The organism is Pseudomonas sp. WAC2 (assembly GCF_030403525.1).
GTDB classification, from domain to species: domain Bacteria; phylum Pseudomonadota; class Gammaproteobacteria; order Pseudomonadales; family Pseudomonadaceae; genus Chryseomonas; species Chryseomonas luteola.
In genome coordinates this window covers 1-25,377 of the sequence record NZ_JAUEPD010000009.1, presented here as the reverse complement: position 1 = coordinate 25,377, position 25,377 = coordinate 1, and the positions used below count along the sequence as shown (strand labels likewise).

The window sequence follows — 25,377 nt, the reverse complement described above, 5'->3', positions numbered from 1 at the left end:
GCAATCCAGACGTAGGCCCAAGACTGGCTCAGCTTGGCTCAAATGGATTTCGGTCGTAACATATCCTTACATGTGACTCAATGACGCACGACGTCATCGACACGTTTGTAATGACCGCGACACCCAAAGCTTCATCAGCCTGACCTATTTCTGCGCCGCACTTAAATAAGTGATGGTACCGATTACTGGCTATCCCCCTGAAACGAAGAGTGCCCCTCAACCGAGGTCGTGAGATGAGAAAAAAGAAACATAGTATTTTTTCTAGCCTATTGGCTTTAGGTGCCACTGGTTTACTCAGTGGTTGTAACATGACGCTTTTAGACCCTAAAGGCCCAGTAGGTTTAGAATCAAAACACCTTATATTGACTGCCACTGGCCTGATGTTGATTGTCGTTATCCCAGTCATCGTCATGGCGATCCTTTTCTCAATCAAATATCGCGCCTCCAATAAGGATGCCGATTACGCACCCAATTGGGCGCACTCGACCAAGATTGAAGTGGTGGTGTGGGGTGTTCCGCTAGTGATCGTGGCTATTCTGGCCGTGCTCATCTGGAAGACCAGCCACTCTCTTGACCCTTTCAGGCCACTCGACTCTGACGTCAAGCCGATTACCATCGAAGCTATTGCTACCGATTGGAAGTGGGTTTTCGTTTATCCGGAACAGGGCATCGCTACGGTCAACGAGATTGCATTCCCGGCCAACACGCCGGTTAACTTTCGCATCACCTCCGATACCGTCATGAACACTCTGTTTATTCCGGCCTTGGGCAGCATGGTCTACGCCATGGGTGGCATGCAGACCCAACTGCATTTGATGGCTCATGAAACTGGCCAGTATGGCGGTGGCTCGGCCAACTACAGCGGCGCTGGCTTCTCGGATATGAAGTTCATCGCACACGCTACGACACCTGAAGAGTTCAACGCGTGGGTTGACAAGGTCAAGGCTTCTCCTAAGACACTGAGCTCTGAGGTCTATGCAGACTTGGCCATGCCCAGCGAGAAGCACCCGATCGAGTATTACTCATCCGTGGCTCCTCACCTTTTCCAGGACATCATCGATAAATACTTGAAAGGCGATTACAGCAAGCGTGTAGATCAGGTAATGGATCAGGCAATGAATAAGAGTGCGCACGAAGGTGCGGCGGAGTAAATCATGTTCGGAAAATTAAGTCTCGCAGACATTCCTTATCATGAACCGATCATCGTAGGTGCGGTCGGTGCCATGATTCTGGGTGTGATAGCCGTATTTATCGGCCTCACCTATTTCAAGAAATGGGGTTACCTGTGGTCCGAATGGATCACGACAGTTGACCACAAGAAAATCGGGGTGATGTACATCCTGGTGGCGCTCATCATGCTGCTCCGCGGCTTCTCCGACGCCATTATGATGCGTGCACAGCAGGCTATCGCAGCCGGCGGTGCAGAAGGCTATCTGCCTCCACATCACTACGACCAGATCTTTACCGCACACGGCACGATCATGATCTTCTTCGTGGCCATGCCGATGGTGACTGGCCTGATGAACCTTGTCGTGCCGCTACAAATCGGCGCGCGGGACGTTGCCTTCCCCTTCCTGAACTCCTTCAGCTTCTGGGTGTTCGCGGTAGGTGCGATCCTCATCAACCTGTCTCTAGCCATAGGTGAATTCGCAGCAACCGGCTGGGTAGCCTATCCACCACTATCGGGTATTCAATATAGCCCGGGCGTAGGGGTAGATTACTACATCTGGGCATTGCAGCTTTCGGGCCTGGGTACGTTGTTAACAGGTGTGAACTTTGTGGTAACCATTTTAAAAATGCGTACCACTGGCATGACTCTAATGAGAATGCCGATCTTCACCTGGAACGCCCTGTGCACCAGTATTCTGATCGTTGCAGCCTTCCCGATTCTGACCGCCACATTGGCTATGCTCTCGCTTGACCGTTATCTGGGCATGCACTTCTTCACCAATGAGCTTGGTGGCAACCCCATGATGTACGTCAACCTGATTTGGGCGTGGGGTCACCCGGAAGTATATATCCTCATTCTGCCCGCCTTTGGCGTGTTCTCTGAGGTAGCGTCTACATTCAGTGGCAAGCGCATGTTCGGCTACGTGTCCATGGTATGGGCAACGCTGGCCATTACTGTACTGTCCTTCATTGTATGGCTGCACCACTTCTTTACCATGGGCTCCGGCGCTAACGTCAATGCGTTCTTCGGTATCGCTACGACAATTATTGCCATCCCAACCGGTGTGAAGATCTTTACCTGGCTCTTCACCATGTATAAAGGCCGTATCCGCTTCACTACTCCCATGTTGTGGACGATTGGCTTTATTGTCACTTTCAGTATCGGTGGTATGACCGGCGTTCTGCTGGCTGTTCCAGGTGCCGACTTCGTTCTGCACAACAGCCTGTTCCTGATCGCTCACTTCCACAACGTGATCATTGGTGGCGCTGTATTCGGTTACTTTGCAGGTGTTGCCTACTGGTTCCCGAAAGCCTTCGGTTTCACGCTTAATGAAAGACTGGGTAAATACGCCTTCTGGTGCTGGTTGGTGGGCTTCTATGTAGCTTTCATGCCGCTGTATGTACTGGGCTTCATGGGTATGACTCGTCGTCTGAACCACTATGACAACCCGGACTGGCATCCTTGGCTAATCGTGGCGGCTATTGGTACAGCTATCATCCTGTGCGGCGTCCTATGCCAGTTGCTTCAGTACTATGTCAGCATCCGTGACCGTAAACTGAACCAGGACGTAACCGGTGATCCATGGGGTGGCCGTACACTGGAATGGTCTACTTCTTCTCCGCCACCTTTCTATAACTTCGCAGAACAGCCGGTTGTTGATGATATCGACGCGTACTGGGGAGCTAAGGAAAAAGGTCTGGCTGAGCGTAAAGCTGCTGACTACAAAGACATTCACATGCCGCGCAACACAGGCGTTGGATTCATCATGGGTATGTTCAGCTTAGCCCTCGGCTTTGCTCTTATCTGGCACATCTGGTGGCTAGCTGCTGTTGGATTCGTCGGCATGATCGCTACCTTTATCGTTCGCAGCTTCGACGATGACATCGACTACTACGTACCTGCCGCTGAAGTGGCACGTATCGAGAATGAACATCTCCAGAAACTAGCAGCGAGTCAGGCTTAAACTTATGTCTAGTCAAGTTCTTCACAACCAAGTTGCCCATGCTGAGGAGCATGGGCACCACGATGCCGGATCCATGACTGTATTCGGTTTCTGGCTGTACCTGATGACGGACTGCATTCTGTTTGCGACTATCTTCGCATCCTATGCTGTCCTAAGCGGTAGCTTTGCCGGCGGTCCTACCGGTAAAGAAATTTTTGAACTGCCTTATGTTCTGGTAGAAACCTTCCTGCTGCTGTTCAGTAGTATCACGTATGGCTTTGCCATGATCGCTGCACACAAGGAGCAAAAGAGCAAGGCGCTGGGCTGGCTGGCTGTTACCTTCCTGCTCGGCCTTGGCTTCATCGTGATGGAAATCAACGAATTCCATCATCTGATTGCTGAAGGCTTTGGCCCTCAGCGTAGCGCGTTTCTATCTGCGTTCTTTACCCTGGTCGGTACTCACGGTCTGCACGTCACATCCGGTCTGATCTGGATGGCAATCCTGATGATTCAGGTTAGCCAGAAAGGTCTGACTGCGACCAACCAGACCCGCCTGATGTGCCTGAGCCTCTTCTGGCACTTCCTGGACATCGTCTGGATCTGCGTGTTTACCGTTGTATATCTGATGGGGGTTATGTAATGGCTCACGAACACGGACATATCGTCCATGCGGGCTCTAGCCACGGCACTGTGAAGTCTTACATTATCGGCTTCGTTCTGTCTGTCATCCTGACCGTGATCCCATTCGGCATTGTCATGAACCCTGTGTTATCACAGTCGGCTACGCTGATAGTGATCTGGGTGATGGCACTTGTGCAGATCTTTGTACACTTAGTGTTCTTCCTGCACATGAACACGTCGTCCGAGCAGCGTTGGAATGTGATCGCTTTTGCTTTCACTATTCTGATTACTGTTATCGTGGTCGCGGGCTCGCTGTGGATCATTCACGGCATGCATAGCAACATGCTGGCCCACTAAGAGTCGCTTCGATGATCAAGAAATACCTACTTATAACGAAGCCAGGCATTATCTTCGGCAACCTGATCTCGGTTGCCGGAGGTTTTTTCCTTGCTTCGAAAGGAAGCATCGACTTAGCACTTTTCTTAGCTACCGCAGTAGGGGTGTCTCTGGTCATCGCTTCCGGCTGCGTCTTCAATAACTATATTGACCGTGACATTGATAAGGTCATGGAACGGACGAAAAATCGTGTCCTCGTCCAAGGACTTATCTCTCCAAGTGTCACATTGTCCTATGCCACGCTCTTGGGCATTGCAGGTATCGCGCTTCTTTACTTCAAAGTAAATGCGCTATCCGCAGCCTTTGGGCTCATGGGATTCGTTGTGTATGTGGGTCTATACAGCCTGTGCCTGAAGCGTAAATCTGTGTATGGCACCTTAGTGGGTAGCCTGTCGGGTGCGGCTCCTCCTGTAATCGGCTATTGCGCCGTTAGCAATGAGTTCGATATGGGTGCCGCTATCCTTCTGCTGATTTTCTGCCTCTGGCAAATGCCGCACTCCTACGCCATTGCAATATTCAGACTGAACGACTATCGGGCAGCTTCAATTCCGGTATTGCCAGTCATGAAGGGTATCCCTGTAACCAAGCGCCATATTACGGTCTATATCCTGGCCTTTCTGGCCGCTACGCTAGCGCTCACGATTGGGGGCTACGCCGGTTATAAGTACTTGGTGGTTGCAGCAGCCATGGGCGTTTATTGGTTGCGCATGGCTCTAATGGGCTACAAGACCAACGATGACAATGCCTGGGCAAGAAAATTGTTCGTCTTCTCCATCGTTACGATCACTGCGCTGAGCGTGATGATGTCGGTAGACTTCAATGTTCCTGCCTCTGAAGTACTGGTAGCGATGGCTCGCTAACAGTGCCTCACCTCAGGGCCTGGACAACTCGTTCAGGTCCTGAGTCCCCTCCCCCTACTACCGCCTCTCCAGCCGACGCTTTTTCCTTCAGACTTATTTTCGGTTAACGCTGTGAGGCCATCGAAAGGTCTGCGCCTTCCACCACTCAGGCAATAGCCGTCTGACCTTGGACTGAGCAAAACGGTCATCAATCAGGTACAGCACACCACGATCAGAGGTTGTCCTTATGACCCGGCCTGCTGCCTGAATGACCTTATGCATACCTGGATAAAAGTAGGCATAGTCATAACCAGTACCAAATTGTCGGTCGAGCTTCGTCCTGATCTGTTCATTGGCAGGATTGATCTGAGGAAGGCCAAGTGTTGCGATAAAAGCTCCTATCAGCCGCTGCCCTGGCAGGTCGACACCCTCGCCAAAACTCCCCCCTAGCACTACGAAACCAACACCGCTGCTGGTGTTTGTAAACCGTTGCAGAAACTGGGCCTTGTCTGCCTCATTCATCTGCCGTGCCTGGAGCCAAAGCGGAATATCCGGGAAAAGATTGGAAAATAACGATGCAGTCTTTTCGAGATAGTCGAAGCTACTAAAGAAAGCCAGATAATTTCCTGGCTCCTGTCTGTACTGCCAAGCCATTAACTCTGCAATGGGCCGCAGGGATTGCTCTCGGTGTTGATAACGCGTCGAAATGTTGTCTACGAGGCGAACCGATAACTGTTCAGCCGCAAACGGGGACTTTACGTTAACCCAAGGTGTACCCGCTGCAAGCCCAAGCGTATCCCGCAAGAAGTGAGGCGGACTTAAGGTCGCGGAAAAAAGAATAGCGGCATGGGTTGCGTTGAATCGCGGGCCGATAAAAGGTGCCGGGACTACATTCCGTATGGTTACAACGGACTGTTGCACGGCTGGTTTACGTGCCAGCTCATTTTTTTTCAGTAATTCGAACAGTGAGTGCTCACCAAAACTTTCAGCCATCCGAACGAATTGAATTGCATCAAAATAGAAACGCTGAAGCGTGGCATCCAGTGGAGCCAGCGTCTCGCTAAGCAGATCGTTTATAGCTGAAATCGCTTTTTGCAGCGCGGATAACAACTTCGCGGGAATTTCGTTGTATGCCTGATAGGTTGAAGGTTGTTCCTTGATTAAGGCATTCCAGCAACGATTGATCCGATCCAGTGGTTGCTTCAGCACTGGAGGTCTCTCTTTGCGAAGTGACGCTACCACAGCATGATCCAGAGAGGCGGTATACATTCCCCGCGCACGCTCCAATAGATTATGAGCTTCATCAACGAGGATTCCGATCCGCCATTGGCTCTGCTCCTTTAAGGCAAAAAGCATAGCGCTGCTGTCAAAGTAGTAGTTGTAATCCCCTACAATGACATCGCACCAGCGCGCCATCTCCTGACTCAGGTAATAAGGACAAACCTGCCATCCAAGCGCTATGGTGCGTAGCGAGTCATAATCCAGTACCTTTTCCCTCAAGGCGGCTTGCCGGGCTTGGGGCAAACGGTCATAGAACCCCTTGGCCAGAGGACAGGATTCACCATGGCATGCTTTATCCGTGTGCTCACATGCCTTGTCGCGTGCCCTCAGTTCCAGAATACGCAGCGAAAGCTCTGGTGCGGCCTGGGTGATAGCGCCCATCGCATTGAAAGCCAACTGACGACCAGAATTCTTTGCGGTAAGAAAAAAGACTCTGTCCAGATTTTGCCGGGACATAGCCTTGAGCAATGGAAACAAGGTGCCAATGGTTTTGCCTATCCCCGTGGGCGCCTGGATCATGAGGCTACAGCCTACATGGGCCGCTTTATAGACAGCCTCGGCAAGATCACGCTGCCCCGTACGAAAGGAGGCATGTGGAAAGGGTAACGCCTCCAGGCAACGCTGGCGGTGCTCGCGATGAGTCAGTTCCTGCTCAGCCCAGTCCAGAAACAGGCTGCACTGCCGTTCGAAGTACTCTTTAAGCACTCCAGATGTAAACCGCTCAAGCAGAGTAGTTTCCTTCTGACTGCCTACGTCAAAATACACCAACGCCAGCTCGAGCTCATGAAGCGACAATTTTTGGCAGAACAGCCATCCATATATTTTCGCTTGTGCCCAATGCAGGTGACGATGATTGGGCGGCATGTGAGTCAGGTCGCCCCGGTAAGTTTTTATTTCCTCGAGCCGGTTCAGCTCCGGGTCGTATCCATCGGCCCGCCCTTTGACGCGAAGATGCCTGTACTCACCCTCCAGCGCTACCTCCCGCTGGTAAGACTGCTTTCGACGCGCGGTAACGATGCCATGTCCTTGAATGCCCTCAAGGGCTGTCGGTGATGGCGTGAAACGCAGATCAAGGTCTCCCTGCTTAGCAACAAACTCACACAGAGCCCTTACAGCAACGCTGTACTGCACGCAACAGACTCCTTCCATTGCACATAACACACACATACCGGCATTTCATGAGCCATACAGTAATCCAACCAGCGAACCTGATTATCTTGGAGACGATCGCCCGGTCCCTTCACTTCGATCATGCGGTACCGTCGCTCGTGGGGCCAGAACTGGATCAAGTCTGGAAATCCTGTCCGGTTGACCTTTACATCTTGAAGTATTCGCTCGAACCACACGCGTAAATGCTGGGGAGGCAAGCACTGCAATGCTAGCTCCAATACTTCTGCCGTTACGGCTCCCCATGCAATAAAAGGGGCCTGGATACCCTGCTTTTCCAGGAAGTTGCGTTTGATGGTTTCCTTATAACAGCCACTTTCGAGCTGAGACAGGCATGCTTCAAATTGCTGTGCACGCCTGGTTGCGAATTGCGGCATATGAATGTCGGCAGGAGCGCGATGAAAAGGATGAAAGAAGGCTCCAGGCAAAGGAACAAAAATTGCGTCCCAGCATAAAAGACCAAGTAGCGCATTGATCAGGATATTTTCAACATAAAAGACCGGCGCATCAGGTTCCGACAGATGCTCTTGAACACATAACTCAACAGGACGACAAGCATCCAGACGATGTAACGTCAGGTCGATACGCTCAACGCAGCGTTCGATGCGCTTGGGCAACTTGGGCATACTCAGCTTACGCCGCAGCCGGGGTAACATACGGGCCAATAGCTGGGCTTCACTGTCACTTTCTGGAGCTCGCTCTGCCTGGCAGGCCAGTTCAAAAGCGGCTTTATACTGCTCGGTTTTTTCGAGTACACGGATAGCGCGAATTCTTGCGCCAGGATGCCGGCAACTTTGGTAAAGCTCCAGGGCGGCAGTAAAGTTGCCCTGCTGTTCACAGCAGTAGGCAACCTCATAAGTCAGTTTACCTCTGCGTGCCTCCAGCCAATCATTATCTAACGGTAATCTGGGGAGCACATCTAGAATGTCGTCCAATGCAGTTCCGTCACGAAAGCGCTCACGACAGTCATACAGTGCTACGTAATCATCGATGTCTTTGCGGACACGGAAGCCCCGTGATGAATCAGAAAATTCCACCTTTTCATAACGGAAAATTCCGAGATCCGATAAGACGAACTCGCTCCAGTCCTGATGTAAATTACCGAAAAACATAAGCCTTAATCGGTCACATATGTTTGTGACGGTAATTTCATAGACGTGGTCATCCAGCGAGCTGCACCATTCCGTCAGCAGCCTCGGATCATTAAAGTCAGCCTTGAGCACTTCAAGCTGCTCTGACTTCTTTAAAGATGAGCGAGATAACTGCTCAGGAAAGACCTGAGCCAATTCTGCCTTTTTCAGCAAACCGAACAGTTGCTCTAGAGAAAGTACCGGCCTATCCGATACCCAGCCCAGCTCAACCAGTGGCAACACTGCTTGATGGGGGCAGCCAATCTCCTGGTAGCACAGCTTGCTGCCTCGGAACAGCGCCCCTTTGCGCATGACCATTCTAACCAACAGGGCCTGCGAGGCTTTAGGAAGCGAAGGAAAAACCTGGAGAAACACCCTCTCCGTCTCATTCAGAAGATCATTGTAACGCTCGCCGGTCCAGGCCAGTACCGTGTGGAAATTATTCAGGTAATAAAACGGATCTTCCAGAATTCGAGTAGCGTGCATGGAGAGTCACAGTACCGCTACGGGCCTTAACAAAAGAAACCCGTTTTTGTGTAGTTGAATGAAGGAGGTCTTTCGAACACAGGGTGGATGTATATACAGATAACAGCGAGGCGACTACCAATCAACCGTGTCTGGATGAATGGATGCAACAGATACCTAAAAACTGAACTCTAATGTTCAGCGGTTATACCTCAAGCTTTTCAGGTAGCGAATTATCACCTACACCTTTAGTGATACGACTCGCGCTGTAACCCTGCCATTCTGGAAACGCTTGGCAATATATCCATAGCCAAAATAGTTGACGGCAAAGCAAACCAACGCTGTTTTGCGTGGTCAGAAAGTAAATCGGTTCGGAGATCAGTCATGTTTGGTAAGCGCACTGAAGATAGTAATTCAGCCACTCACTTTCGCAGCGAGCGCATTAGCTGGGTTAATGGCAATTATTTCTTCACAACGCGAGAAGGTACGCTCGAAGGACCTTTTTTTACCCGTGAAGAGGCCGAGCACCAGATCGGACGGTATATCTCTAGAATGACCCAGGCCGCTGAAATTCAAAAGCGAGCTGGCTAATTCCTCTAAAATCCCGCGTTCGGATCGGCTAGACTTGCGTTTTGCTTGGCCCAAATAAGCAGTGCAGTCGATGTCAGATACCTTTCACGCCGAGTTGGACTGGGACGATCAGGGTCAACCGATCTCCCGCTCCTTTGGCGATGTCTATTTTTCCAAGGCGAGTGGCCTTGAAGAAACCCGTTACGTTTTTCTGGCTCAAAATGAACTTCCACGTCGTTTCGCCGCGCTTCATGCAGGTGAGGTCTTTACGATTGGTGAGACAGGGTTTGGAACGGGACTCAATTTTCTTTGTGCCTGGCAGCTCTTTATACAGACAGCACCCGCTGAGGCCCGGCTGCACTTCGTTAGTGTTGAAAAATTCCCGCTGAGTGCTTCGGACCTGAAAAAAGCTCTGGCCCTTTGGCCTGAATTAGTGGATTACGCCGACGCGCTGTTGGCTCAATACATTGCCGTACATGCTGGCTTTCAGCGTTTCTCCCTAGATGATGGCCGAGTTACGCTAACGCTTTTGATAGGGGATGTACTCAATTGTCTGCCGGAGCTGGATGCTCGGTGTAATGCTTGGTTTCTTGACGGATTCGCTCCAGCCAAGAACCCGGATATGTGGACAAGCGCTTTATTTAAACAACTATCCCGGCTGTCGGCTGATGATGCAACACTCGCTACGTTTACTTGTGCCGGATTTGTTCGTCGCGGCCTGACAGAGGCCGGCTTTGCAATGAAGAAAGTACAAGGCTTTGGACATAAGCGGGAAATGCTCAAAGGCAGTCTTGTGGCGCCGGTACCTGGCTCTGTCAAACCATGGTTTGAGCGGCCGCCGCTCCATATTGGCCCTAGAACAGCCATAGTAATAGGTGCAGGGCTAGCAGGCGCTTCGACAGCGGCCAGTCTCGCAACGCGTGGTTGGCAGGTAACGGTTCTGGAGCGCCATGCAACTTTTGCAGCAGAGGCATCCGGCAATCTGCAAGGCGTTCTATACCTTAAACTCTCCCCTCACTTCACCCCGCTTACCCGCTTAGCCTTAAGCGGTTTTGGCTATACCCGTCGTCTGCTGGAGGGTCTGGACAAAACATTGAACTGGGATGGGTGCGGTACGATACAACTGGCTACTGACCCTGCCGAGGACAAACGTCAGCAGCAACTGGCAGAACGGTTGCCATCAGCTTTACTGCGCCGAGTCAATGCTGATGAAGCCTCAAAGCTTTCTGGGGTTGAGCTTTCCCAAGGGGGAGTTCACTTTCCGGAGTCGGGCTGGGTTCATCCACCTGCGCTCTGTCGATTTTTACTGCAGCATCCCAATATCACGCTGATGACCCATCAGGAGGCTATTCGGCTCGAGCGTCACCACGCCCAATGGAAGGTGTACGGCAACGAAGCACTTTTAGCTCAAGCGTCTGTTGTTGTGGTGGCCAGCGCGACTGAGACGGCAACACTGATAGAGAACGCCCAACTACCACTCAAACGTATTCGTGGCCAGATAACTCATTTGCCAGCGACACGCGCAAGCCAGGCGCTGCAATGCGTAGTTTGCGGTGAAGGGTACATTGCTCCTTCACGGAATCATCTCCATACATTGGGAGCCAGCTTCGACTTCAAGCGTGACGATCTTGAGCTGTGCACTGAAGAACATAAAGGTAATCTTGCATTACTTAATGCCCTCTCACCCGTGCTGGCCAAGGCACTTGGTGCCGAACAACTGGATCCAGCAACACTGGAAGGACGGGCTGCGTTTCGCTGTACGACCCCTGACTATCTTCCAGTCGTGGGCCCGATAGCTGATGCTGCCGCCTTTGCGCATACTTATTCCATTCTCGGCAAAGATGCTCGGCAAGTACCGGAGAGTCCGGTACCTTGGCTGAATAATCTGTTTGTCAACGCAGGCCACGGTTCTCGCGGCCTGATCACCGCGCCACTTTCCGGCGAGCTGTTGGCGGCTTGGTTGAACAATGAGCCACTGCCATTACCTCGTGCCGTAGCAGAGGCCTGTCACCCTAACCGGTTTCCTCTGAGAGCTGTTATCAGGGGCCAAACCTGATGACATACTCATACCATCGCTAACCGCTGCTTTCGCTGGGGCGGAGGAAACGCCGCGTCAAGTAATGCCAGATCGTGCTCCGACAGTTCAAGCGTCGCAGATTTGGCATTTTGCTCGATATGATCAAGCCCGACGGCCTTGGGTATGGCGATCACCCCAGGCTGTCGAAGCACCCAAGCCAACGCTACCTGAGCCGGTGTAACCTCAAGTCGCTCCGCGACGGCCAGAAGAGCTGGATGCTGGAGCATGCCGCCACCCTGCCCTACCGGACAATAAGCGATAAGAGGCATTTGCTGCCGCTGGCACCAAGGCAGGAGGTCAAACTCAATGCCTCGCTCCTCCAGGTTATACAGGACCTGATTCGCGGCACAGCGATCGTCCGCAAGGTCAAGCATATCGTCCACGTCAAAATTCGACACGCCCCAATGCAGAATCTTGCCTTGTCCTCGCAGCGTCTCGAATGCCTCTACCGTTTCGCTCAGCGGTGTTCTTCCCCGCCAATGCAAAAGATACAAGTCGATACGATCTGTACGCAGACGACTGAGGCTGCGATCGCATGCCTGCAAAACACCCTCGCGATTCGCATTGTGAGGATAGACTTTGCTGACTAGGAAAATACTGTCACGCTGACCTTGAATGGCTTCGCCAACGACATGTTCAGCACCTCCTTCGGCATACATTTCAGCCGTGTCGATCAAGGTCATACCCAGCTCGATCCCACGGCGTAGAGCGTGTATTTCTCTTTCACGTGCTGATGCCTGCTCACCCATATGCCAAGTACCTTGGCCAAGCGCAGGGACAGTTGTGCCGTCAGGTAAACGAACTGTTTTCATGACGTGTACCCTTCGGTGGCATACCCGTTACCCGATGTTTTGGCAGGCTCATCCTTCCACGGATTAAAACTGCCAAAGCTCCAGAGATGCCCTTCACGGTCCCGGCAAGTAAAGGAACGGCCTCCATAAGGCGCCTCACGGATATCAATGATCACATCGGCACCCGATGCCTTGGCACGCTCGCATAAGACATCAGGTTCATCGGTTACCAGATACACTCCCTGAGTCACCCCTCTGGCCTGTTCCGGCTGGACCATATAAGCATCCACATCGTTATGCAGCACGGACGTTACGATGAGCATTCCCTGTCCATAAACAAGCTGTGCATATTCGATACTGCCGTCTTCATTCGAGATCAAGCTTTTTACCTCGAACCCAAACGTCAGGCGCAACCAGTCAATGGCAGCGGGTGCGTCGTGGTAGCGAAGGTAGGGAATGGCAAAACCATGTGCCGCCGAAGGGGTAGAAGTCATGAACGATCCTCCTGAAGTCTATTGAACTTAGACGCCGTGTTTGTCTTGCGTTCTGTCAAAAGGTCGGAATGACCATACGTCGCCTGCCTGTCGGCACTCGATTGAGACGAATCCCACTGATAAAGTGGCGCCCCCGCCAAACCTGGAACTGGCAATTACTTGATGCGCCTCAAGGACTTCTACATGTACCGCTCTCTTTCCAAACTCCTGGTATGCACGCTCACCATGCTTTCTCCTGTAATAAGCATGGCAGCCGACCCTATCGTTATCCGTTTCTCGCATGTTGCCGCGCCAGATACGCCTAAAGGCCAGGGTGCGCTACTGTTTCAGAGGAAGGTAGAGGAACAGCTGGGAGGGGCCGTCAAGGTAGAGGTATACCCTAACTCATCCTTGTATGGCGATAAGGAAGAAATTCAGGCGCTTCAAGATGGCAAGGTAGAAATGCTGGCAGTGGCGTTGGCCAAACTGGGTACTTATTCACCCAAACTGAAGCTGTTTGACCTACCCTTCCTGTTTGACAGCCAGGCCGCACTGGATCGGTTCCAAAGCAAGCCAACCGGACAACAGCTGCTCCTGTCCATGGAAAAGCAGAACATCGCAGGGCTGGCTTACTGGCATAACGGAATGAAGCAGCTTTCCGCTCAGAAGCCGCTGCGTGAGCCGGAAGACATGCGAGGCCTAAAGGTTCGCATTCAGGATTCGGACGTCCTTGAGTCTCAATTCCAGTCGTTGGGTGCTACGCCCGTCAAGCTGTCGTTCAGCAAGGTAAACCAGGCACTTGCTGACGGGACCATCAACGCGGCAGAAAACCCTTGGACCAACCTTTATAGCAAGCATCTTTACGAGCAGCAGCGCTATATCACCGAGAGCAACCATGGCTCTCTGGATTACATGCTCATTACCAACGCCAGCTTCTGGCGCCAGATTCCTTTTAACGTTCGCATCAAGCTGGAAACTATTCTTGGCGAAGTGACCTATGAGGTGAATCGACAGGCAGACGCACTCAATCAGAAAGACAAGGCCAAGATCGTGAGTGCTGGTAACAATGAAGTCATCACGTTAACCAATGATCAGCGTCAGCGCTGGAGAGCAGCCATGCAACCTGTATGGCAGCACTTCGAGAAACAGATCGGGCAGGACTTGATCAAGGCCGCCCTGTACACCAACGAGACGCCTTGACCTGATAAATACTGCTTCCTCAGGACCGTGGGGAAGCAGTTACCCTGTCCCATCGCTGTAACGGCTTCTCTCCAGACTGCTGACAGCCGATATCTCGAAACGGCCCTGCCAGTCGTTCCCATCCATCGCCGGGCGATGTCCTCTGACATACTACCTGCCCGTTGAACTTGCTACGCCATTTGAAGAAAGGTGCAGGCGCTGCGGCTACGCTTAGGCTCACAATCAGCAACAAGCCTGTTGTCCAGCGGCTATGTCGAAAAAGCCATAGCATGATTATCCTCCGAACACTATTGGATAAATACTTGACCGATAACCATCGGTTTAGCAAATGACGTACCAGGTTTGACGCTACAAAGCAGCGATAAAAAAGCCGGAGCAATTGCTCCGGCTTTTTTAGGGGCGGCCATGCCCTTGTTCAAATCCTGGCCCTGGCCCACCGGGACCTCCATGGTGACCTCCATGAGGCCCCCACCATCCACAGCAGCCGCTCAGTAGCAAACTGACCGCTAAAGTAGTCGCTAGCAAAACACGATGACGCATGGTTTACCTCGTGGGTCGATCAGCTTATTTAAAAGCTCCTCCTCAAAGGAGCCTGTAAAGCCAACACTACCCGGCACATTGTTCTTTCTCGAACGACTTTACCCCAGCTCACCATTCTTTACGCTTAGCTGACATTCCTCTCAGCTATTGCGGTATTCCTGCTCCGCGACCTCGAAGCACTGCTTCATTGATGCGCTCGGAGCGCTACCCAGTCGGCTGAATACAACAATAGCTAGGCTCGCAAGAATAAAGCCAGGCACAATTTCATACAGGCCAAGCCATCCCAGCTGCTTCCAGACCACCACAGTCACAGCACCAACGATCATGCCGGCCAATGCACCGTTACGTGTCATCCCCTTCCATAGGAGCGAGAAGAGAACAACCGGACCAAAGGCTGCACCAAAACCTGCCCAGGCGTAGGAGACCAGACCCAATACGCGGTTTTCAGGATTGGAAGCGATTGCGATCGCAATGACTGCAATGAGAAGAACCATAAGACGTCCCACCCACACCAACTCTTTCTGGGATGCGTGCTTGCGAAGGAAGGCCTTATAGAAGTCTTCAGTCAGCGCACTTGAGCAGACCAGCAGCTGACAGCTTAGTGTACTCATGACAGCTGCCAGAATGGCTGACAGCAGAACACCGGCCACCCATGGATTGAACAGCAGCTTCGCCAGCTCGATGAAAACCCGCTCAGGGTTTTCTGTCACTGCGCCAGCCTGCTCAGGATGCGCGGCAAAATAAGCAATTCCAAAGAAGCCTACACCCACCGCACCCACCAGACACAGAATCATCCAGGTCATACCGATTCGACGTGCTGAGCGCATTGACTTGACCGAATCTGCAGCCATGAAGCGTGCCAGGATATGAGGCTGGCCAAAATAACCCAGTCCCCAGGCCAGTAATGAAATAACGCCAACGAAGGTAGCCCCTTTGAAAAGGTCGAAATGGGCGGGGTTTACGCTTTCGATGGCAGCAAATGCTGGCTCAAGACCACCTGTGGCATTGAGTATCATGACTGGCGCCAGAATCAAGGCGAAGATCATGAGCGTAGCCTGCACAGTATCCGTCCAGCTTACTGCCAGAAAGCCACCTACAAAGGTATAGAGAATGGTCGCCAGTGCACCCGCCCACAAGGCTGTCCCATACGAGAGGCCAAAGGTGCTTTCAAACAGACGAGCCCCAGCCACAATACCGGAAGCACAGTAGATGGTGAAAAAAACCAGGATGATGATTGCCGAGAAAATACGCAGGACACGACTGTGATCCTCAAAGCGATGCGTAAAATAGTCTGGCAGTGTCAGAGCATTATTGTTGTGCTCGGTATGGACACGTAGCCGACCTGCAACCAGAAGCCAATTCAGCCAGGCACCTGCTATCAGGCCAATGGCAATCCAGCTTTCAGAAATACCGGCGAGAAAAATAGCGCCTGGCAGGCCCATCAACAGCCAGCCGCTCATGTCCGAAGCACCGGCGGACAACGCTGTCACTACACTACCGAGGCTTCTTCCCCCCAAGATGTAATCGTCGAAGTTTTTTGTAGATCGCCATGCCAGAAAGCCGATCAGGACCATGGCAGCGATATAGATCAGGAAAGTGATCAACGTTGGAGTATTGACGCTCATTATTCCCTCATTATTTGTTGTTGTGGGATCAATTACTCATCGCTCCCACGTTGGCAGAGGGCGACGCACATGCCGTCACCGTTGGGCAACCCATCAGGTATGCACCAGACAGAGTTCCATTCTGTCTTCTGGAACTACCAGTTTCCTGGCGTGTTTGGATCAAACTAGGTATTACCTTGGGCTACCAGACGACAAAAGCGTCATCAGACGAAGTGCAACCGTAGCCGGATGAACATTCTACGGAATTGGCAAACAAGTTGGGATAGCCACTGACAATCAAAAACGCTTCCTGAAACAAGGTCTTAACCTTCTATGTCAGCAGGATTGATTGAGCAACGAAAGAGACAGGTGCAACCGATTGGTTGCGCCTCACACGCTTATCATTGATGAATAATGTCTTTGCGCATAGGCGAAAGACGCGCAAGTAATCTGTTTTACGTCGGAACAGGGTAGCCAGCAGACACCCATCATTCGTCCAAGCGGGTCGGAAGCTCATGACAAGTAGTATCGCGACCACGGCGATCCATGAGCGCGTCACAGTGCTAGCGCCTCAACAGGGTTCTGAACACGGCGGTCATTCATCCAATGTTCAAACGCCTGCGCCGGCAGCGGACGACTGATCAGGTAGCCCTGCACCATGTCGCAGCCCCATAGCGTCAACAACTCCAGCGCCTGAGCATATTCCACACCTTCGGCAACAACCTTCATATCAAGGTTATGCCCCATATCGATAGTGGAGCGAACAATCACAGCGTCCTCGCTGTTATCACTCAGGTCGCGAATAAACGACTGATCGATCTTCAACTCGCTTACCGGCAGACGTTTCAAGTGAGCCAATGAGGCATAGCCGGTGCCATAGTCATCTACGGACAGACTGATACCCTGATCCCGGAGACGTTGCAGAATGCTTACTGCCCGCTCAGGATCCTGCATAATGGCACTTTCCGTTACCTCCAGAACAAGCTGGTCTGCTCGTACAGTCGAACCTTTAAGTAGTCGCTCCAAACGATTGGGGAGATCGCCATCAACCAAGTCGGCAGCGGATATATTGAGAGACACTCGTGCAGTAAGGCCTTGCTCGTTCCACTCTTCCAACTGCCGAAACACCTCCTCGACTACCCAAATCGTCAATAGGGTGATGCTGCCGGTACGCTCAGCCAACGGGATAAATTCCCCAGGCGATACCATACCGAACTGAGTATGCTGCCAACGTAGAAGCGCCTCAGCCATGAAAGGCCCCCGTCCATCCAGACTCAGCTTGGGCTGATAATGCAAGAGCAGTTCACCCCTTGAGTCTGCATGCTGAAGATCTCTGATAAGACTGATCTGACGATAATAAGCATCATCCCGACCATTCTCGTAAAGCTGCAGACGCCCGGCCTGGCTGCCTGCGTCCCGCATTGCAATACTGGCCCGCAGGAGCAACTCATGGGCCTCATGACCATCCTGAGGGTAGCAAGCCACTCCTACGCGGCAGCTCATCTTGAATTCGTTCAGCCCTACAGCAATAGGCAAAGCAATTGCCTGCTGAATTTCTTCAGCGGCTGCCAGAGCAGTATCAGGAGTACCTGGATTGAGCAGGAGCAGGAACTCATCGCCAACCAGACGAGAAACACAATCTCCATTTCCTACAAGACGTTTAAGTCGATCTGCAATGGTTTGCAGAACCACATCTCCACCCGCAGTACCACTGCTCTGATTGACCTCCCGAAAACGCTCAAGCCCCAGATACATGACCGCAACAGACTGTTCTCCCGCAATGGCGTGAGACAGTCGCTCCATGGCCAACACCCGATTGGGAAGCCCTGTAAGCGCATCATGGAGTGCGTTATGACTCAATTGCCGTTCTCGTTCGGCGATTCCGATCCGCATGGTGTCAAGTGTGCTGGCTAACCGGCCAAACTCATCACTTCGCGCCAGGGCAATTGGCGTGGTGTAATCGCCGTTACCGATCCGCTGGGTAGCAGCCGCCAATCGTCGAACAGGCTCAGCAACCCCTCTTGCAATAAGTAAAGCCAGACCCAGCGCCAGGACAAGCGTCAGTACGGCTATCCAGAACAACTGATGCATGAGAGGAGAAAACGCTTTCATGGCTTCGTCAAGCGGACGATGCAGAAAAGCGGATACCTTGAAGGTATCTGCATCAGTTAACGTCAGCCGCTCCGTCAGATAGTTACGACCATCCAATCTGAGCGGCAAAGGTTTGCCTAGCCTGATTTCACTGGCCGGATGGCTTAGCAGCTCGTCAGCGGCTTGATCCGAAAGGGTACTGATCGGCTCACCTGGAACGCCCCCCTCTTGCGCAATAAAAGACACATCCAGGCCGCTTAGCGAGCGCAATTCGCTCGCCAGGCTCTGATCCATGGCAAAGCCCATTACCACGCGCGCAACTGGTAGAGGAGCAAGTACAGGAGCCTCTACCATCAGATGTGGAACACGTTGCAGGGAAACGATACGCATCGTTTGATCAGCCGCACCGTCTACCTGGACCTTGTTACCCTCGTGAAATATCGACCCAACTGTATAGAGCGAAACGGTACTACTGATTACCCTTCCCGTCAGGTCAAGCAGCAACACCTCATCCGCCTCGATCCGAGCGCCATAATTAGCTAGCGCTGAAGTTATCGTTAACCCATCTCCAGAAGCGACAGCTCCTTTGAAAGCAAAATCGGATGTCAGAACCTGTACCGTGTCATGCAGTTGCCGTCCGCGCATCTCCACAAGACGCTCGAATACCCGAGCGCCGGTATTGAGCTGTGAAAGCGACTCGGCCCGTACAGATGATTGGGTAGCAGCCTTTACGGCAAAATAAACCGTTCCAATGGTTAGCAACGCCAGGATAAACATGGCGCTAGCGATGCGCGCCTGAAAGCTATTTCGCAGCGTCATCGGCAGCGCTCCGAAAGGCTTGCTCCAACGCATTCGGCGCCGGCTCTGAAGATTCATTACCAGGCGTTATCTCAATAGTGTATCGAGCTACCGATACACTCAGATCCCCTCCATGAGTCAGCTGTCTGGCCTTTGCAAAGGGATGCCATAAAGAGACATGGTACTTGCCGGGTGGCAAATCGAACGTTATTTCACCTTTTTCGTTACTGACAGCAAACCATGGGTCATCGGTAACAACGATATAACCCTCCATCCAGTCATAAATATTGCAGTCCAATACGACAAAGCCTGGTCTGTCGAATGTTACTGGATCAGCTGGAATGCCGTGATAAAGAGGCAAGTCGAATCGCTTGGCAGGTGAAAAGGAATACACCTGATGATGAACATTATCACTATTAGGGAAACTGACCTGCGTTCCGGTATGAGCCGCCAGTACATGCGGCACATAACGACGTTCCCGTTGATCCATGACCGCAGGCTGGAGCACAGCAAGATTAGTGCCTCCGCTTAACGTAACAACCGCATCCGCTAAAGGATTATCCTGTCCCTCGATAACTGCGATATGCACTTGAGTGGCCCATACCGGAACAGAGAGCGCCATAAGCCCACCGGTTAGCCGCCGCGCTATACGCATCATAGATGAAGACATGAGGTTATCCTTCGAACACGGCTTGGCAATTACCTACTCGTCCTTATCGGCACAGTGTCGGGATAGTTGAGACGCTATGATGTTTGTAAAGGAATCTAGCGCTCTCTAGCCAAGGCGAAGCCCAATAGCCTTACGTACTCTGGCAGGAAACGCCGCATCTGGCCGCTACTCGCCTGAAGGGTATCTCCGTCTCGCGCAGCAGATGGAGCGTCTAACCCAGGCGAGCCTTCAACAGCTATCAATACGGCGTCATGCCTGTAACGTCCTAAACTGGATATGGAAATAACTAGGGCTTGGCGGGACTTGCCAAGTGTTGAAAACTGGGTCCGGCGCAGGATAACGCGCTAAAACACGCAACCTTTCCATGACATCAGAAACGTTTTCCGTCATGTCATCTTCATCAAGATAGACAATCAACGTCTGGTTATCGCCTAACCTTGCAAAAGCATAAACACGTTCGCCAAGAGCAGTGCAGGCTTGCAGGCGGCACGCTCTCTACCTCGCCCTTCCAGAGATAATAGCCAAGCAAACAACATAGGACGGAGCCAGTTTGTTTATGTGCACTTACTCAAATGAAGCGCACTTGCCTATTTATCTGCGGTCAAGTCTAGAGTAGCCATCGACCACATTGAAAAGCTTCAAAGCCCTCCCCATGTTGGTCGCAAATAGTCATTCTAAGGTAAGTCAATGAGCGATCAGGAACATACTCCCGAAATCATCAGTGGCGACGGTTCAAAGACCGGCCTTGCACTGCCTGGACAAAATCTTCCCGACAAGCTTTACATCATTCCCATCCATAACCGGCCTTTTTTCCCAGCGCAGGTATTGCCTGTTATTGTGAATGAAGAGCCTTGGGCCGAAACGTTGGAGCTGGTGGCCAAAACCGATCATCACTGTCTGGCATTGTTCTATATGGACAATCCTCCCGAGGATGGAAACAGCTTCGACCCTGATAACCTGCCAGAGCACGGCACACTGGTTCGTATCCATCATGCCAGTCGGGAAAACGGCAAGCTGCAATTCGTAGCGCAGGGGCTTTCACGCGTCAGGATCAGCGGTTGGCTGAGACGTAAGCACCCTTACCTTGTTGAAGTTGAGCATGCCAAGACTCCGACTGACCCAAGCGATGAGGTCAAGGCATATGGCATGGCGCTGATCAATGCCATCAAGGAGCTGCTTCCGCTCAATCCACTCTATAGCGAAGAGCTAAAGAACTATCTCAACCGCTTCAGCCCCAACGACCCCTCGCCTTTAACAGATTTCGCTGCCGCCCTGACAACCGCACCAGGCCAGGAACTGCAGCAGGTTTTGGATACCGTCCCGATCCTTAAGCGCATGGAGAAGGTTTTGCCATTGCTGCGTAAAGAGGTCGAGGTCGGACGCCTGCAAAAAGAACTGTCTGCTGAGGTCAACCGAAAAATCAATGAGCGGCAACGAGAGTTCTTCCTTCGAGAGCAGCTCAAACTGATCCAGCAGGAGCTGGGTATAACGAAAGATGACCGCAGCAGCGATCTCGAAAGCTTTAGGCAGCGCCTAGAGGGCAAAGTCCTACCGGAACCGGTACGTAAACGCATCGACGACGAGCTCAATAAGTTATCCATTCTTGAAACCGGTTCGCCTGAATATGGTGTCACGCGCAATTATCTGGATTGGGCTACCGATTTACCCTGGGGTATACAGGGCAAGGACAACCTTGATCTGAAACGTGCGCGCAAGGTATTAGACCGTCACCACGCCGGCCTTGATGACATCAAAAGCCGCATTCTCGAATTTCTGGCTGTTGGCGCGTTCAAAGGAGAGGTATCTGGTTCCATCGTGCTGTTGGTAGGTCCTCCCGGCGTAGGTAAAACCAGTATCGGCAAGTCGATTGCCGAATCACTGGGCCGCCCCTTCTATCGCTTCAGCGTGGGCGGTATGCGAGACGAGGCAGAGATCAAGGGGCACCGTCGTACCTATATCGGAGCCATGCCAGGTAAGCTTGTTCAGGCTTTGCGCGATGTGAAAGTGATGAATCCAGTCATCATGCTAGATGAAATAGACAAGATGGGAGCTAGCTACCAAGGTGACCCTGCGTCTGCCCTGCTGGAAACGCTGGACCCTGAACAGAATGTAGATTTCCTGGATCACTATCTGGATCTGCGGCTAGATCTGTCTAATGTATTGTTCGTATGTACCGCAAATACCATGGACTCCATTCCTGGGCCTCTTCTGGACCGTATGGAAGTCATTCGCCTCTCAGGTTATATCTCGGAAGAAAAGCAAGCGATTGCCAAACGCCACTTGTGGCCCAAGCAATTGGAAAAAGCCGGTGTGCCTAAAGAGCGCCTGATCATCAGCGACAGTGCATTGAAAAGTATCGTTGAAGGCTATGCTCGAGAGGCTGGTGTACGCCAACTTGAAAAACAGTTGGGTAAGCTGGTACGTAAGGCTGTTCTAAGGCTCATTGAGGAACCTGAGCTCCGGATCAAGGTAGGTGCGAGTGACATCGAAAGTTATCTAGGGAAGCCTGTTTTCCGTAAAGAACAGGTTCTAAACGGCGTAGGCATTATCACCGGCTTGGCCTGGACCAGCATGGGAGGCGCTACCTTACCGGTAGAAGCTACGCGCATTCACACCTTAAACCGTGGATTCAAACTGACCGGTCAATTGGGCGAGGTCATGAAAGAGTCTGCTGAAATTGCATACAGCTACGTTACCTCCCACTTGAAGGAGTTCAAGGGAGATCCTACGTTCTTCGACCAAGCCTTTGTACATCTGCATGTTCCAGAAGGTGCTACTCCTAAAGACGGACCAAGTGCCGGTATTACCATGGCCAGCGCCTTGTTATCTTTGGCACGAAATCAGGCACCCAAGAAAAACGTAGCCATGACAGGCGAGCTGACTTTAACCGGCCAGGTTTTGCCCATTGGTGGCGTCAGGGAAAAAGTTATCGCAGCACGTCGGCAGAAAATATTTGAGCTTATTTTGCCAGACGCTAACAAAGGAGACTTCGAAGAGCTTCCTGAGTACTTGAAGGAGGAGCTGACTGTCCACTTTGCAAAGCGTTTTGCAGATGTAGCCAAAATCCTTTTTTAATCCATTAGCAAGGGCAGTTTGTGTACGAGCTTGCCCTTGCCTATCTTAACTTCGTTATCCTTGCAGCCGGTTGAAGAGTTTGGTTGGAGATACGAATGTTAAAATCAGCTACGCTTTGCGCTTTATTGACAACGCTGCTAATGACCGGCTGTGCAAGCAGCCCCGAGCATACCGTCGCTATCAACGAGCGCAAGCGCTGTAAACCTCTTTTACTAACACAAGGTCAAGAGCTACACCTCTCACTTCCCAGCGACCCTACAACAGGCTATAGATGGAAGCTCGAAAACACGGTTCCTTCCGTGTTGAAAAGCTTAGGGCCTGAGGTATTTTCATCCTCTGACGAAAGCGAAGATGGAATAGGCTCGGCAGGATTATCTTCCTGGCGCTTCCAAGCGACTCAATTAGGAGCGACTGAGCTTAAGCTGCAATATCAGCAGCCATGGGACGCAGATAGCACTCCCGAAAAGGCCTTTACTTGTCGTATCGAAGTAAAATAGCTACTCACCGCTCAGCTACACCATTTACATTTTCTAGTGGTACCTCTTAATGAGTGAGCAAGACCGTTTATTTGCCAAGCCACAGGCTACTGTTGCCGACTTCGCGTTTAACGAAGATGTCGTTCGGGTCTTCCCCGACATGATCAAGCGTTCAGTACCAGGCTATCCCACTATCGTCGAAAATATAGGCGTTATTGCTGCACAATTCGCTCAGCCTAACACGATTCTCTATGATCTAGGCTGCTCTCTAGGCGCGGTGTCCCAATCGTTGAGACGGCACGTTCAGAGTGAATCGACAAAGGTTGTTGCGGTTGATAATTCAGCGGCCATGATTGAGCGTTGCCGTGAATACATGACTGCGCAAAGCTCAATGTATGAGCAACTGCTACCTATTGATATTGTTGAAACGGATATCCTTTCGCTGGATTTTCAGCCCGCATCAGTGGTGGCTTTGAATTTCACTTTGCAGTTTATCGCCCCTGAAAAACGTCTAGGCCTATTGCGTAAGATTCACAGCACCCTTCATCCAAAAGGCGCTTTGCTTCTATCGGAAAAGATCAGATTTGAATCTCAGGAAGAGCAAGTACTGCTTAACGACCTTCACATCGCATTTAAGCGAGCTAACGGCTACAGCGAAATGGAAATCGCTCAAAAGCGTAGCGCTTTGGAGAATGTCATGATGATTGACTCCATTGAAGTACATCGTGCGCGCTTGAAAGAGGCTGGCTTTAGCTCGGTTATCCCTTGGTTTCAATGCTTAAACTTCGCTTCGTTTATAGCTCTTCCATGATCAATACACTAAATATTGAAGGCCTTGCCAATCGCTTGGGTGAAGGTCCCTTAGAAAAGTGGTTAGCCAGTCTGCCACCTGCGATCACAGCAAAGCTTGAAAAAGGTCATGGCGACCTCGCGAGATGGCAAACAGCTCTCAAGACTCTGCCTGACTTAAAGCCCGATTCGATTGTTTTAAAGGATAAGTTTTGTCTAGAAAAGCCTTTAGACGTTGAGACTCAACAAACCTTAAAAAACGCGCTACTTCAATTATCACCATGGCGCAAAGGCCCTTTCGATGTTTTCGGTATTCACATCGACACAGAATGGCGTTCCGACTGGAAGTGGGAGCGTGTATCTAAATACTTAGATCTAAACAATAAGGTTGTCTTGGATGTAGGTTGCGGGAACGGCTATTACGCATGGCGCATGGTAGGCGCCGGCGCTCATACAGTAATCGGGATTGATCCTAACTGGCTCTTTTTATGTCAGTTTGTGGCCATGAAAAAATATTTGCCTGACCTGCCAGTTTGGAGTCTTCCACTAACGCTGGAAGAGCTTCCCTCTTCTCTCAACGGGTTCGATACCGTCTTCTCGATGGGCGTGCTTTACCATAGACGCTCACCTATTGATCATCTTCTAGCACTTAAAGAATGTCTGCGCTCATCAGGTGAATTAGTACTCGAGACATTAGTTGTAGAAGGAAACGAGCAGACTGTACTGGTACCAGAAGATCGTTATGCTCAAATGAGAAATGTCTGGTTCCTGCCCTCGCCTGCAGCATTAGAACTATGGCTGCGTCGGGCGGGATTCAAAAATATAAGACTGGTGGATATCAGCAGAACCTCTATTCAGGAGCAGCGCTCTACTGAATGGATGAAATTTCAATCTTTGCCCGACTTTCTTGATACTACTGATATGAGCCGCACTATAGAAGGTCTTCCAGCCCCACTGCGCGCCACATTCATAGCCGAAAAGCCATAGAAAGCCCTTGTATAGTAGCTGTATATACAGCTGCTATACCGTCTTATCAAATTAGTCAGCAGGCCACGCAGGAAAGAGCAGCCTGTCTCTTTATTTTCTGCCGCAAAAGCAAAACCCCCGGGCGGTTAGGCCTGGGGGTTTTGGGTATAGGTGCTTGACGATGACCTACTCTCACATGGGGAAACCCCACACTACCATCGGCGATGCATCGTTTCACTTCTGAG

20 protein-coding genes and 1 pseudogene are annotated in these 25,377 nt (G+C 51.4%); 12 read left to right on the top strand and 9 right to left on the bottom strand.

Annotated features, from left to right (window positions below; translation table 11 throughout):
* Window positions 1-233: 233 nt before the first annotated feature.
* The 5 genes and pseudogenes from cyoA to cyoE form a co-directional block, all read left to right on the top strand.
* Window positions 234-1,067, top strand: a pseudogene (cyoA, locus tag QWJ10_RS18335) (ubiquinol oxidase subunit II); the annotation flags it as partial.
* 87 nt (window positions 1,068-1,154) lie between these two features.
* Window positions 1,155-3,134 carry a cytochrome o ubiquinol oxidase subunit I gene (cyoB, locus tag QWJ10_RS18330; RefSeq protein WP_010797663.1) on the top strand — a complete coding sequence of 660 codons (1,980 nt, stop codon included), beginning with the start codon at window positions 1,155-1,157 and terminating at the stop codon, window positions 3,132-3,134.
* A gap of 4 nt (window positions 3,135-3,138) precedes the next feature.
* Entirely contained in the window at window positions 3,139-3,753 is a 615-nt protein-coding gene (locus tag QWJ10_RS18325; RefSeq protein ID WP_010797662.1) for a cytochrome o ubiquinol oxidase subunit III, read from the top strand.
* The gene (gene cyoD / locus QWJ10_RS18320) at window positions 3,753-4,091 is read left to right on the top strand and encodes a cytochrome o ubiquinol oxidase subunit IV (RefSeq protein WP_010797661.1); all 339 of its coding nucleotides are present in this window, start codon (window positions 3,753-3,755) and stop codon (window positions 4,089-4,091) included. The genes QWJ10_RS18325 and cyoD overlap by 1 nt, the downstream gene beginning before the upstream one ends.
* A gap of 11 nt (window positions 4,092-4,102) precedes the next feature.
* Window positions 4,103-4,990 (top strand): heme o synthase, encoded by an 888-nt coding sequence (gene cyoE, locus QWJ10_RS18315; protein ID WP_010797660.1) that lies wholly within the window; start codon window positions 4,103-4,105, stop codon window positions 4,988-4,990.
* A gap of 93 nt (window positions 4,991-5,083) precedes the next feature.
* Here the strand turns inward: cyoE and QWJ10_RS18310 are convergent, their stop codons facing one another.
* Entirely contained in the window at window positions 5,084-7,399 is a 2,316-nt protein-coding gene (locus QWJ10_RS18310) for an ATP-dependent DNA helicase (RefSeq protein ID WP_289929133.1), read from the bottom strand.
* The gene (locus tag QWJ10_RS18305) at window positions 7,360-9,033 is read right to left on the bottom strand and encodes a VRR-NUC domain-containing protein (protein ID WP_289928752.1); all 1,674 of its coding nucleotides are present in this window, start codon (window positions 9,031-9,033) and stop codon (window positions 7,360-7,362) included. The genes QWJ10_RS18310 and QWJ10_RS18305 overlap by 40 nt, the downstream gene beginning before the upstream one ends.
* Window positions 9,034-9,396: 363 nt before the next feature.
* On the opposite strand from QWJ10_RS18305, the gene QWJ10_RS18300 reads away from it, so the two are divergent.
* Window positions 9,397-9,603, top strand: a complete 207-nt coding sequence (locus QWJ10_RS18300) for a DUF6316 family protein (protein WP_122043098.1) — start codon at window positions 9,397-9,399, stop codon at window positions 9,601-9,603.
* Between the two features lie 70 nt (window positions 9,604-9,673).
* Window positions 9,674-11,638, top strand: coding sequence for a bifunctional tRNA (5-methylaminomethyl-2-thiouridine)(34)-methyltransferase MnmD/FAD-dependent 5-carboxymethylaminomethyl-2-thiouridine(34) oxidoreductase MnmC (gene mnmC / locus QWJ10_RS18295; protein ID WP_289928749.1), 1,965 nt, complete (start codon window positions 9,674-9,676; stop codon window positions 11,636-11,638).
* Between the two features lie 8 nt (window positions 11,639-11,646).
* Here mnmC and QWJ10_RS18290 read toward each other — a convergent pair whose 3' ends face one another.
* Both QWJ10_RS18290 and QWJ10_RS18285 read right to left on the bottom strand, forming a co-directional pair.
* Window positions 11,647-12,471 (bottom strand): aldo/keto reductase, encoded by an 825-nt coding sequence (locus QWJ10_RS18290; protein WP_125888991.1) that lies wholly within the window; start codon window positions 12,469-12,471, stop codon window positions 11,647-11,649.
* Entirely contained in the window at window positions 12,468-12,944 is a 477-nt protein-coding gene (locus tag QWJ10_RS18285; RefSeq protein ID WP_019365874.1) for a VOC family protein, read from the bottom strand. Before QWJ10_RS18285 ends, QWJ10_RS18290 begins: the two co-directional genes overlap by 4 nt.
* A 183-nt stretch (window positions 12,945-13,127) precedes the next feature.
* On the opposite strand from QWJ10_RS18285, the gene QWJ10_RS18280 reads away from it, so the two are divergent.
* Window positions 13,128-14,123, top strand: a complete 996-nt coding sequence (locus QWJ10_RS18280; protein ID WP_125888993.1) for a DctP family TRAP transporter solute-binding subunit — start codon at window positions 13,128-13,130, stop codon at window positions 14,121-14,123.
* Between the two features lie 19 nt (window positions 14,124-14,142).
* Here the strand turns inward: QWJ10_RS18280 and QWJ10_RS18275 are convergent, their stop codons facing one another.
* The 5 genes from QWJ10_RS18275 to QWJ10_RS18255 form a co-directional block, all read right to left on the bottom strand.
* Window positions 14,143-14,394: a hypothetical protein gene (locus tag QWJ10_RS18275; protein ID WP_125888994.1), complete on the bottom strand. Its 252-nt coding sequence runs from the start codon at window positions 14,392-14,394 to the stop codon at window positions 14,143-14,145.
* A gap of 16 nt (window positions 14,395-14,410) precedes the next feature.
* Window positions 14,411-14,572: a hypothetical protein gene (locus tag QWJ10_RS18270; RefSeq protein ID WP_185749722.1), complete on the bottom strand. Its 162-nt coding sequence runs from the start codon at window positions 14,570-14,572 to the stop codon at window positions 14,411-14,413.
* Window positions 14,573-14,803: 231 nt separating this feature from the next.
* Entirely contained in the window at window positions 14,804-16,288 is a 1,485-nt protein-coding gene (putP, locus tag QWJ10_RS18265) for a sodium/proline symporter PutP (protein WP_289928738.1), read from the bottom strand.
* A gap of 534 nt (window positions 16,289-16,822) precedes the next feature.
* Complete coding sequence (locus tag QWJ10_RS18260; RefSeq protein WP_289928737.1) at window positions 16,823-19,177, bottom strand: EAL domain-containing protein; 2,355 nt, start codon at window positions 19,175-19,177, stop codon at window positions 16,823-16,825.
* A complete protein-coding gene (locus QWJ10_RS18255; protein ID WP_289929130.1) occupies window positions 19,161-19,778 on the bottom strand; it encodes a methylamine utilization protein in 618 nt (205 codons plus the stop codon). The genes QWJ10_RS18260 and QWJ10_RS18255 overlap by 17 nt, the downstream gene beginning before the upstream one ends.
* Window positions 19,779-20,513: 735 nt before the next feature.
* On the opposite strand from QWJ10_RS18255, the gene lon reads away from it, so the two are divergent.
* The 4 genes from lon (at window position 20,514) to cmoB (ending at window position 25,153) form a co-directional block, all read left to right on the top strand.
* Window positions 20,514-22,901, top strand: a complete 2,388-nt coding sequence (lon, locus tag QWJ10_RS18250; protein WP_125888997.1) for an endopeptidase La — start codon at window positions 20,514-20,516, stop codon at window positions 22,899-22,901.
* Window positions 22,902-22,996: 95 nt separating this feature from the next.
* Window positions 22,997-23,398, top strand: a complete 402-nt coding sequence (locus QWJ10_RS18245) for a protease inhibitor I42 family protein (protein WP_289928733.1) — start codon at window positions 22,997-22,999, stop codon at window positions 23,396-23,398.
* A gap of 49 nt (window positions 23,399-23,447) precedes the next feature.
* Window positions 23,448-24,188 (top strand): carboxy-S-adenosyl-L-methionine synthase CmoA, encoded by a 741-nt coding sequence (gene cmoA / locus QWJ10_RS18240; protein WP_289928731.1) that lies wholly within the window; start codon window positions 23,448-23,450, stop codon window positions 24,186-24,188.
* Entirely contained in the window at window positions 24,185-25,153 is a 969-nt protein-coding gene (cmoB, locus tag QWJ10_RS18235; RefSeq protein WP_289928729.1) for a tRNA 5-methoxyuridine(34)/uridine 5-oxyacetic acid(34) synthase CmoB, read from the top strand. The genes cmoA and cmoB overlap by 4 nt, the downstream gene beginning before the upstream one ends.
* Window positions 25,154-25,377: the final 224 nt, after the last annotated feature.

What these genes read in the sequence shown, in the direction of transcription:
- cyoB (WP_010797663.1), top strand. Translation starts at nt 1,155, where the DNA reads ATGTTCGGAAAATTAAGTCTCGCAGACATTCCTTATCATGAACCGATC.
- QWJ10_RS18325 (WP_010797662.1), top strand. Translation starts at nt 3,139, where the DNA reads ATGTCTAGTCAAGTTCTTCACAACCAAGTTGCCCATGCTGAGGAGCAT.
- cyoD (WP_010797661.1), top strand. Translation starts at nt 3,753, where the DNA reads ATGGCTCACGAACACGGACATATCGTCCATGCGGGCTCTAGCCACGGC.
- cyoE (WP_010797660.1), top strand. Translation starts at nt 4,103, where the DNA reads ATGATCAAGAAATACCTACTTATAACGAAGCCAGGCATTATCTTCGGC.
- QWJ10_RS18310 (WP_289929133.1), bottom strand. Translation starts at nt 7,399, where the DNA reads ATGGAAGGAGTCTGTTGCGTGCAGTACAGCGTTGCTGTAAGGGCTCTG.
- QWJ10_RS18305 (WP_289928752.1), bottom strand. Translation starts at nt 9,033, where the DNA reads ATGCACGCTACTCGAATTCTGGAAGATCCGTTTTATTACCTGAATAAT.
- QWJ10_RS18300 (WP_122043098.1), top strand. Translation starts at nt 9,397, where the DNA reads ATGTTTGGTAAGCGCACTGAAGATAGTAATTCAGCCACTCACTTTCGC.
- mnmC (WP_289928749.1), top strand. Translation starts at nt 9,674, where the DNA reads ATGTCAGATACCTTTCACGCCGAGTTGGACTGGGACGATCAGGGTCAA.
- QWJ10_RS18290 (WP_125888991.1), bottom strand. Translation starts at nt 12,471, where the DNA reads ATGAAAACAGTTCGTTTACCTGACGGCACAACTGTCCCTGCGCTTGGC.
- QWJ10_RS18285 (WP_019365874.1), bottom strand. Translation starts at nt 12,944, where the DNA reads ATGACTTCTACCCCTTCGGCGGCACATGGTTTTGCCATTCCCTACCTT.
- QWJ10_RS18280 (WP_125888993.1), top strand. Translation starts at nt 13,128, where the DNA reads ATGTACCGCTCTCTTTCCAAACTCCTGGTATGCACGCTCACCATGCTT.
- QWJ10_RS18275 (WP_125888994.1), bottom strand. Translation starts at nt 14,394, where the DNA reads ATGCTATGGCTTTTTCGACATAGCCGCTGGACAACAGGCTTGTTGCTG.
- QWJ10_RS18270 (WP_185749722.1), bottom strand. Translation starts at nt 14,572, where the DNA reads ATGGAGGTCCCGGTGGGCCAGGGCCAGGATTTGAACAAGGGCATGGCC.
- putP (WP_289928738.1), bottom strand. Translation starts at nt 16,288, where the DNA reads ATGAGCGTCAATACTCCAACGTTGATCACTTTCCTGATCTATATCGCT.
- QWJ10_RS18260 (WP_289928737.1), bottom strand. Translation starts at nt 19,177, where the DNA reads ATGACGCTGCGAAATAGCTTTCAGGCGCGCATCGCTAGCGCCATGTTT.
- QWJ10_RS18255 (WP_289929130.1), bottom strand. Translation starts at nt 19,778, where the DNA reads ATGGCGCTCTCTGTTCCGGTATGGGCCACTCAAGTGCATATCGCAGTT.
- lon (WP_125888997.1), top strand. Translation starts at nt 20,514, where the DNA reads ATGAGCGATCAGGAACATACTCCCGAAATCATCAGTGGCGACGGTTCA.
- QWJ10_RS18245 (WP_289928733.1), top strand. Translation starts at nt 22,997, where the DNA reads ATGTTAAAATCAGCTACGCTTTGCGCTTTATTGACAACGCTGCTAATG.
- cmoA (WP_289928731.1), top strand. Translation starts at nt 23,448, where the DNA reads ATGAGTGAGCAAGACCGTTTATTTGCCAAGCCACAGGCTACTGTTGCC.
- cmoB (WP_289928729.1), top strand. Translation starts at nt 24,185, where the DNA reads ATGATCAATACACTAAATATTGAAGGCCTTGCCAATCGCTTGGGTGAA.